Consider the following 8,303-nt stretch of genomic DNA (forward strand, 5'->3'; position numbering starts at 1 on the left):
TGAGGGTGTCAGGACAGCGAGGGTGGTGAGGTGGCGTGACCAACCGTTCTGACGGTCGTTCCTCCGGCTCGGTGACCGTCCCGGCGGCCAGCGCTGTCATCGGGTCCCGGTACCGCGCGCCCGAGCGGGTGGGGGTCGTGGGTGCCGGCATGGTCGGCCTGTCCACCGCGTGGTTCCTGCAGGAGCATGGGGCCCAGGTCACGGTGCTCGAACGTGAGCATGTCGCGGCCGGCTCGTCCTGGGGCAACGCGGGGTGGGTCACACCGAGCCTGGCCACACCGCTGCCGGAACCGGCGGTGCTGCGTTACGGCGTCCGCGCCGTGGTGAGCCCGGCGTCCCCGGTGTACGTGCCGCCGCGCGCGGATCCGCGTCTGGCCCGCTTCCTCGCCGGGTTCGCCCGCAACAGCACGGCGCGGCGCTGGCGGGCGGCGATGGAACACCTCGCGCCGGTCAACCGCAGGGCGTTCGAGGCCTTCGACCAGCTTGCTGCCGGGGGAGTACGGGTGTCGACGTCCCCGGCCGAGCCGTTCCTGGCCTGCTACCGCAGCGCGCGTGAGCGGGAGACGCTGGTCACCGAACTCGCCGAGATCCGCACGGCGGGCCAGAAGGTCGACTTCGAGCTGCTCGGCGGCGCGCAGGCGCGGGCCCTGCAACCGGCGTTGACCGACGAGATCAACGCCGCGGTCCGCATCGACGGCCAGCGTTTCTGCGACCCGGGGCGTTTCGTGGCGGCGCTCGCCGACAGCGTCCGGGCGCGCGGCGGTGAGCTGCGGGAGGGCGTCGGCGTCCGCGGGATCCGTGACCGTGGCACCGACATGGCCCTGGAGCTCTCGACGGGGGACAGCGCACTGTTCGACGCGGTCGTCGTCGCCAGTGGCGCGTGGCTGAGCGAGCTCGCCCGCCCGTTCGGGGTCCGTCTCCCAGTGCAGGCGGGGCGAGGGTACAGCTTCAGCGTGGCGGCTCACACCGTGCCCGCGGGCCCGCTGTACTTCCCGGCCCAGCGGGTGGCCTGTACGCCGTTGGGTGACCGGTTGCGCATCGCCGGGATGATGGAGTTCCGGGAGCCTCGGGCGCCGCTGGACCAGCGTCGCATCACCGCGATCGTCGACGCGGTCCGCCCCCTGCTGGCCGGTGTGGAGCTGACCTCCCGGCGGCAGGAATGGGTTGGCTCACGTCCCTGCACGCCGGACGGTCTCCCGGTGATCGGTCGGACGACATCCCCACGGCTGTTCGTGGCCGGTGGGCACGGTATGTGGGGCATCACGTTGGGGCCGGTCAGCGGACAGCTGGTGGCGCAGGCGCTTGTCACCGGCCGCCTGCCGGTGGAACTCGAGCCTTTCGACCCGCTACGCTGATCCGCGCCCGGGCGCCTACTACGACGGGCCAGTTGGCCGGCTGGCTCCGCTCCTGTCCGGGCTCCAGCCCCGTGTGCCAGCCGGTTTCTCGGGCTGGGTGATCGAGTGTGCTTCCGTTCGGGCCCTGTCCTCGCGCGGCGGCCCGGCTCTCGGGCCGGCCGATCATCTGGACGGCGGATTCCCGCGGGTTTCGCGACGTGGGAATGCCGTTCCTGACCTGCCTGCCGGTCATGGTATATCCAATTTGCTTTGTGTTCATATGAATACCGGCGGCAATGTGTGTCGGGCTGAAGCTGTCGGTGTCATAGCGTGGATACGGTACGTGTTTTGACAACACCGGTGATGGATGCAACTCTGCCTGAGTGGTGTGGCGTGGGGCCGCACCGTCGGTGGATGGTCGAATGACCGGGCACCGCGCACCGAGGAGTGGACGGACCATTGACGGCGCTGCACTATTCATCTTTCAGGCATCGGAGCGTTACCGGTCGTCGGCGGGCCCAGGCTGATCCGATCCGTTGTCCCGGTAATGCCGCCCAGGTTGTCTGTGATGAGGGACACCGCTGGTGGGCCGTCCGCTGGTCGCTTGTCGGCCTGCTCGCCGATGGCCCCTTCGAGACGCGGGCGGCCGCGCTGGAACGGGCGAACAGCTCACCCCAACTGTGACGACATGCGACAGCCGTCTCGTTCCGGGACGGCTTCCGTCGGCCCATCGGTAGCCGATTCTCGCAAAAACAGATAAATGATATGCCCTATTCGGCTGTCGACCGAAAATGACGAGATCTTTTTCTCGTGTGCGAGATCCGTATTCCGTGGCAGGCGGGTTGGGCCGTGGCAGGCCCGGTTGCCCGGGCCGCGAACGGACCAGCAGCCGTGGTACCGACGACCTCGCCGGGTCAGCCGAGCAGGTCGAGCACGGTTGTGGCGACCGGGCCGTTGGTCAGATCCTGACTGGTTTCCAGCAGGTGCGCGCGCCACAGCTCTTCCGCGGCCCTGACCTCACGTGCCTCGATGAGGTCCACGACCCGCTCGTGCTCCAGGAGGCGCCGACGGCTGGCGAGCCGCTGTTCGGCGCTGCGTTCCGGGCCTGGGTGGGACAGCGTCGCGAGATCGAGAATGTGACGCAGCATCCCTGACAGCACCGACAGCGTCGTGTTCCCGGCAAGCTTGACCAGCAGGACGTGGAAGGCGAGATCGGCCTGCAGGTACTGGCCCGGGTCGTCGGTGCTGACGGCGGCCGCTGTCTCGCTCACCGCCAGCCGGAGCTTGTCCAGGTCTTCCTGGGCGCGATTCTCCGCCAGCAACGCCACGCACGGTGGTTCGATCACAGCGCGGGCCTGGTGGATGTCGGCAAGGGTCGTCCCGCGGTATTCCAGGACCAACGCGGCGTAGCGGGCCGCGATGTCCCCGTTCGGGATGTGTACGCGCGCGCCACCATGCGCGCCGCGCCTGACCGTGATCAGGGCTTCGGATTCCAGGACCCGGAAGGCCTCGCGCAGCGTCGGCCGGGAGACCCCGAACTGCTCCATGAGGGTGGCCTCGGGTGGGAGGGCATCGCCCTCCACGAGCTCTCCCCGCACGATGCGGCGGCGAAGGTGTGCCGCGACGAGTTCGGCGGTTTTCGGGACCCGGACCTGCTGCCCGATCGCGACCACCGTGCCGACCCTGCTAGCAGCAGGCATCGCCAGCTCTTGTACAGCCATCGTGGGCGCCTCCGTCGACGACGAACAGGTAGGTCTGTATAAACGTGGAACCGGTGAACCAAGTGGGGTAGTACAAATGTTGTTGGTGCTTGAGGTTACCAATGGGTCGTCCGGTCTCCCTAGAGAGCCTTGACACATTTGGGGTCTGGATGTTGTCCGACAGTAGCCTTTGCCTTGTCCAGGAGTGCCCGTGGGCCACCGGCATGGGCTGGACGGTCGTGGTGCTGAAATCCCCGGAGTACCCTTCGCCCAGCTACTTTTGGCCCCGTGCTATAAGCTCGGCCGGGACGCAGACGCCTGTCGCCGGGCCGGCTGCAGCCCGTGGCCCCGCTCGTCATTGGCTGTCGCCATTGGGACATGCCACCGTTGTTGACATCTGGGACGCGGTTGGCCAGGTGAGCGGTTGGCCAGGTGAAGCGTGCGCCGTCGCCTGTCGCCTTCGGGACAGCTCTTTCCGTAGATGTCAGTCGTGACTTAAAAGTCAACCCGTTGGGTATCGGTAGGTTTAGTGACTGTCCGATGGCTCCGGGTTGCCTGAATCGGGTTTTTTGACTGATCGATTAGTGATGGGGGGCCGCTCAGCTCGCGGCTGGCGTACCGGCCTGCCGGGCAGGCGGATCTCCGACGTTACCGGGTGAAAGTGTTCGTGTCGCTTCGGATGTGCTGACGGTGCGACGTTTCCGGTATGGGAACGGATGTGTTTTCGGGCTGTTCCAGGAAGATCCAGACACCTTCGCGTCTCCGCGGATGTCGTATAAGGGACGTTACTTCTTGTCGCGTGACTCGGCCTGCTCCCGGGCGACCGTCTCGGGTGTGGGCGCGCTGCCACCGAGATGGGCCGGCAGCCACCATGGCGATTCACCCGGGAGTGGCGGTGGGTAGTCACGCTGGGCATCGGTCAGCAGTTTCAACACGGCATCCGAGAGCAGTTGGGTGCCGGCCGCCGCGGGTGCGAGCTCGGCGGGCGGGATCGGTTCGCCGACGACGATCGAGACCGTGGCGCCGCGCGCGGCACGGAAGTTGCGCGGCCGCCCCTTGGTCAGAATGCGCTGGCTGCCCCAGACGGCCATCGGCAGCGCCGGGACATTGGCTTCGACGGCCATCCGAGCCGCCCCGGTCTTGAAGGGCTGGAGGCAGAAGCTGCGGTTGAGCGTCGACTCGGGGAAGATCCCCACGAGCTCGCCGGCCCGCAGCGCCGCCACCGCGTGGTGGTAGGACCCCGCGCCCGCCGACCGGTCCACGGGAATATGGCGCATCCCGCGCATGAGGGGCCCGGCGATCGGGTGGGAGAAGACGTCGTGCTTGGCCATGAAGCGGACCAGGCGTCGGTGGGAGCGCCAGAACGGGACGCCGGCGAGGGCAAAGTCCAGGTAGGAGACGTGGTTGATGACGACGACGCATCCGCCTGTGGCCGGTATGTGCTCCTGGCCTCGGACGTCGAGCCTGAGATCGAGCGCCTTGAAGAAGCCGAGCGCGAAGCGGATCACTGGCTTGTAGACGAGTTCCGCCACCCGCTCCTGACCTCCCGCCTATCTGTGTTGTCCCAACTGTGTCACGTTGGGATGATCGATTTCGATCGGCCACGAAAAGTAGCTGGCCGATCGTACCGTGAGTCGTCGCGAGCCGCCGGGAGACCATGCCGGAAGGGCGGGCAGGCCGTGTCGGACAGGCACTCGACGATCGTTCTCCGCAGCATTGCATACTCAGCTCCACCTGAGCCACATCGGCATCAGCCACATCGGCATCAGCTACATCGGCATCCCAGGGGCCGTCAGCGGTACCGGTTGGACACGATCGGATAGGAGACGTACGACGCCTGACGAGTGGACGCATCTGCTCAGCTCGGGGGATCCGCCGCGTTGGACGGCGCTGGTAGGTGCTGTGATCGCCTTTGTCGTGGTGCTCGACAGCCGGCTGTGGCCGCTGGCCCGGCATGTGATCACCATTGCTCATGAGGGAGGGCATGCGCTGGCCGCGGTCGGCAGCGGCCGGCGGCTCGGTGGTATCCGGCTGCATTCCGACACGTCCGGTGTGACCGTGTCGGCCGGGCGGCCGACCGGGCCGGGCGTCGTCGTCACGGTCGCGGCCGGCTACATCACGCCCTCGTTGCTCGGCCTCGGCGCCGCCGCCCTGCTCGCGGTCGATCAGGTGAGCCTGATGCTGCGGCTGAGTGTCGTCCTGCTCCTGGGGGTGCTCGTCGCCATCCGCAACGCCTTCGGCGTGCTGTCCATCGTGCTCAGCATCGGGACCGTCGTGGCCGTGTCGGTCCTGGCCTCGGAGCGTCCCCAGCAGTTGTTCGCCATGTCCATCACCTGGTTCCTCCTCTTCGGTGGGCTGCGGCCGATCATCGAGGTGCAGCGGACCCGCAGCCGGGGACGTGCGCCGACGTCGGATCCGGATCAGCTGGCCCGGCTGACCGGCATGCCCGCGGGGCTGTGGGTGCTGTTCTTCGCCTTCGTCTCCCTGTTCTGCCTTGTCATGTCGGCCGAATGGCTCGTGCGGTAGCAGCCCGTGTGACGGCCGCCCGGACGGCAACGGTCCGGACGGCAACGGTCCGTGTGGTGGTGGCCCGTGCGGTGACTGTGTGGCGCGGGCATACCGTGCTCCACGCCCGGCTCCCGGGAGCCGGGCTCCCGGCAGGCGTGCCCTTGGCGGACATGGTTTCGGCAGACACAGCTTTGGTGGGCACGGCTCTGGCAGGCACGGCTCTGATGGGCACGGCCTCGGTGGGCGGTTGCCGCCGGCGCCCGCCAGAGGTCGGGCGGGCACCAGCGGAGGCCATGCGGTACGGGTGGTTGTCTGGCACACTACGAACACATGTGCGGTCGCTACGCCAACGCCCTGGGTGGGCAGCAGCTCGCAGAGTCGTTCTCCGCGCGTGACGAGACAGGCGGCGTACAACCGAATTTCAACGTCGCGCCGACCGCTTCGGCGCCGGTGGTCGTCATCCCGCCGGGCCAGCAGCCGACACCGGCTCCCCGGCTGCGGCTGGCGCGCTGGGGCCTGGTGCCCTCGTGGGCCAAGGACGCCGCCATCGGCAACAAAATGATCAATGCCAGGGCGGAGACCGTGGCGGCCAAACCCGCGTTCCGTGCCGCGCTGCGGGCCCGCCGCTGCCTCGTCCCGATCACGGGTTACTACGAGTGGCAGCGGACCAAGGAGGCCCGGCGCGCGCAGCCGTACCTGGTACGCCCGGTCGACGGCGAACTCGCCGCGCTCGCGGGACTGTACGAGCTGTGGCGTCCGCCCACGGGCGGCACGCTCGCGACCTTCACCATCATCACCACTACGGCGCCGGCCGGTCTGGAGTCCCTGCATCCACGCTCGCCGGTCGTCCTTCCTCCGGCGGACTGGTCGCACTGGCTTGATCCTGCCCTGGCCGATCCGGCGGTGCTGACCAGCATGCTCGGACCCGCGCCAGCCGGAGTGCTGCGCGCCTACCCGGTCGACACCCAGGTCGGCAACGTGCGTAACAACGGCCCGCATCTGCTGGAGCCGGTCACCCCGGCCGGCGACGGGGACGGCGTGGGCTCGCGGGCCGCCCGCTCCGGTGCGGCCCCGGTCGACCGTGAGTGACTTCCGTCCATGGGCCATCCGCCGGATGACGCGCTCCAGGCGCGCCGGTGAGAGCGTTCTGAAGCTGACGAGGAGACCCCTCACGCGGCCCACCGCCAGGACGCGCTGATCCGCGGGCCGCAGGAAGCGACTTTCGGGACCGCGTGCTCCCAGTCGGCCTGGCAGCGGCCGCCTATCACCAGAAGATCTCCGGACGCGGGGAGCAGCGTCCGGCCGGCGCCACCACCGCGTGGACGGAGCCGGAAGGGACGCCGTGCCCCCAGCGTCACGATCGCGATCAGAGTGTTGCCGAGCCTGCGCAGCTCACGGTCGCGGTGGAACGCGACGCTGTCGTCACCGTCCCGGTAGAAGTTGAGCCCGACCGAGCCGAACGGCACCTGATAATGCGCGCACAGAGAGCTACGTATAGTAGCCAGGATGGGATGGGGGAGGGGTTCGGCGGCCTTGTACCACCGTGACAGCCGTGGATCGTCGACCATGCGCTCGTACATCCACCGTCGGCCCTGCCGCCACGGGACCTCGCTGGCGAGGGTCTCGTAAAGGTCGTCGGCGCCGCGCAGCCACCCGGGTGCCACGTCGGCCCACGACGTCCCATCGAGGTGGATACGGCTGAATGCCGGGCTGGTAGTGACCTCGGGATCACCGATGGTCAACAGGCTGCACTGGAGGGGCATAGAAGTACGATACCCGAACATATGTTCGATATCGAGCGTGTCGGGCAGGCCGGCCACCGGGGGCGATGTCCCGGTGGCCCCGCGCTCTGGCAACACGGATGACCGGAGCGGCTCTGGCCGCGGCCACAAGCGCTGCCGGTGCCCGGCGATCCCCGCCCGGGAATGTCGGTGGAAGCCGGCCGGCTCCGCCCGAGCCGGCCGGGCCGGCGATCCGGGTCCTGGGTATCAGGCTCGCGACTCCCGGCGGACCGCAAGAGCGCGCGTGATCTGTGCGACGCCGTGCACGATCAGCTCGATCCCGAATATCACCGCCAGGATGAAGACGGTGGCCGACGGCCACACCAGGGCGAGAATGCCGATGCCCATCGCCAGGAGACCGATGAACAGGCCCCACCCCCATGGGCGTCCGTGCCCGTGCGCGTAGCCGGCCATGGCGACACGCACGGCACCGGCCACCAGCAGGCAGATACCGACGATGAGGGCCAGTGTCCACAAGGTGACACCCGGCCAGGCGAGTGCGACGATCCCGCCGATCACGAGCAGGACACCGAAGAGAGCGGAGGCGTCCTCACCCGCACGGGTCGTCGCGGCCATGTCCATGATTCCGGCCAGCACCAGCCCGACACCGATCAGGATCGCCAGTGTGCGCGCGGCGGCGAAGGGATGGGCGACCAGGAGCGCGCCGAGAACCGTCACCGCGATTCCCAGGAAGAGCCCTGCCATCCAGACCGTGCCCGAAGCTCCGCCGTGGTGACGGTGCGTCTCTGCCGTCGTCATCATGATTGTCATCTCCAGGGTCGCTCATACCTTCCGACCTGGACAAGTGGTTCCCCGCGCCGGGCGCCGCCAGTCCTCGATGCCGGCCCTGGGCGGCTCCCGCTCCCCGGCGCCACGGCGTCTTTCCGCTGCTCCGCTGCTCAGGGCGAACGGTGTCCCGGCCGTTCGTGCCGTGCCCGTCCGCCGCGCGCTGGCCCGGCCGGCGGGCGGCTCCGGCCGGG

The 8,303-nt window shown here is 68.8% G+C and carries 8 protein-coding genes; 3 read left to right on the top strand and 5 right to left on the bottom strand.

The features are described from left to right. The first annotated feature begins 35 nt into the window (after positions 1–35). The gene (locus NBX02_RS07550; RefSeq protein ID WP_250283960.1) at positions 36–1,355 is read left to right on the top strand and encodes an FAD-dependent oxidoreductase; all 1,320 of its coding nucleotides are present in this window, start codon (positions 36–38) and stop codon (positions 1,353–1,355) included. 893 nt (positions 1,356–2,248) lie between these two features. On the opposite strand, the gene NBX02_RS07555 is transcribed toward NBX02_RS07550, so the two are convergent. Both NBX02_RS07555 and NBX02_RS07560 read right to left on the bottom strand, forming a co-directional pair. Continuing rightward, positions 2,249–3,034, bottom strand: coding sequence for a FadR/GntR family transcriptional regulator (locus NBX02_RS07555; protein ID WP_250290595.1), 786 nt, complete (start codon positions 3,032–3,034; stop codon positions 2,249–2,251). A gap of 785 nt (positions 3,035–3,819) precedes the next feature. Continuing rightward, entirely contained in the window at positions 3,820–4,566 is a 747-nt protein-coding gene (locus NBX02_RS07560) for a lysophospholipid acyltransferase family protein (protein WP_250283964.1), read from the bottom strand. A gap of 370 nt (positions 4,567–4,936) precedes the next feature. Between NBX02_RS07560 and NBX02_RS07565 the strand changes: the two genes are divergently transcribed. Both NBX02_RS07565 and NBX02_RS07570 read left to right on the top strand, forming a co-directional pair. Continuing rightward, entirely contained in the window at positions 4,937–5,560 is a 624-nt protein-coding gene (locus NBX02_RS07565) for a M50 family metallopeptidase (protein ID WP_250283966.1), read from the top strand. A gap of 312 nt (positions 5,561–5,872) precedes the next feature. Continuing rightward, entirely contained in the window at positions 5,873–6,631 is a 759-nt protein-coding gene (locus NBX02_RS07570) for an SOS response-associated peptidase (RefSeq protein WP_250283968.1), read from the top strand. A gap of 80 nt (positions 6,632–6,711) precedes the next feature. On the opposite strand, the gene NBX02_RS07575 is transcribed toward NBX02_RS07570, so the two are convergent. From NBX02_RS07575 to NBX02_RS07585, 3 genes are all read right to left on the bottom strand, one after another. Continuing rightward, complete coding sequence (locus NBX02_RS07575) at positions 6,712–7,305, bottom strand: alpha-ketoglutarate-dependent dioxygenase AlkB (RefSeq protein ID WP_250283970.1); 594 nt, start codon at positions 7,303–7,305, stop codon at positions 6,712–6,714. Between the two features lie 225 nt (positions 7,306–7,530). After that, entirely contained in the window at positions 7,531–8,085 is a 555-nt protein-coding gene (locus NBX02_RS07580; protein WP_250283972.1) for a DUF308 domain-containing protein, read from the bottom strand. A 21-nt stretch (positions 8,086–8,106) separates the two neighbouring features. Beyond that, positions 8,107–8,303: hypothetical protein (locus NBX02_RS07585; protein WP_250290598.1), on the bottom strand; the 197-nt coding region annotated here is incomplete at its 5' end.

It is taken from the genome of Protofrankia sp. CiP1_Cm_nod1 (assembly GCF_920888515.1).
Lineage (GTDB): Bacteria > Actinomycetota > Actinomycetes > Frankiales > Frankiaceae > Protofrankia.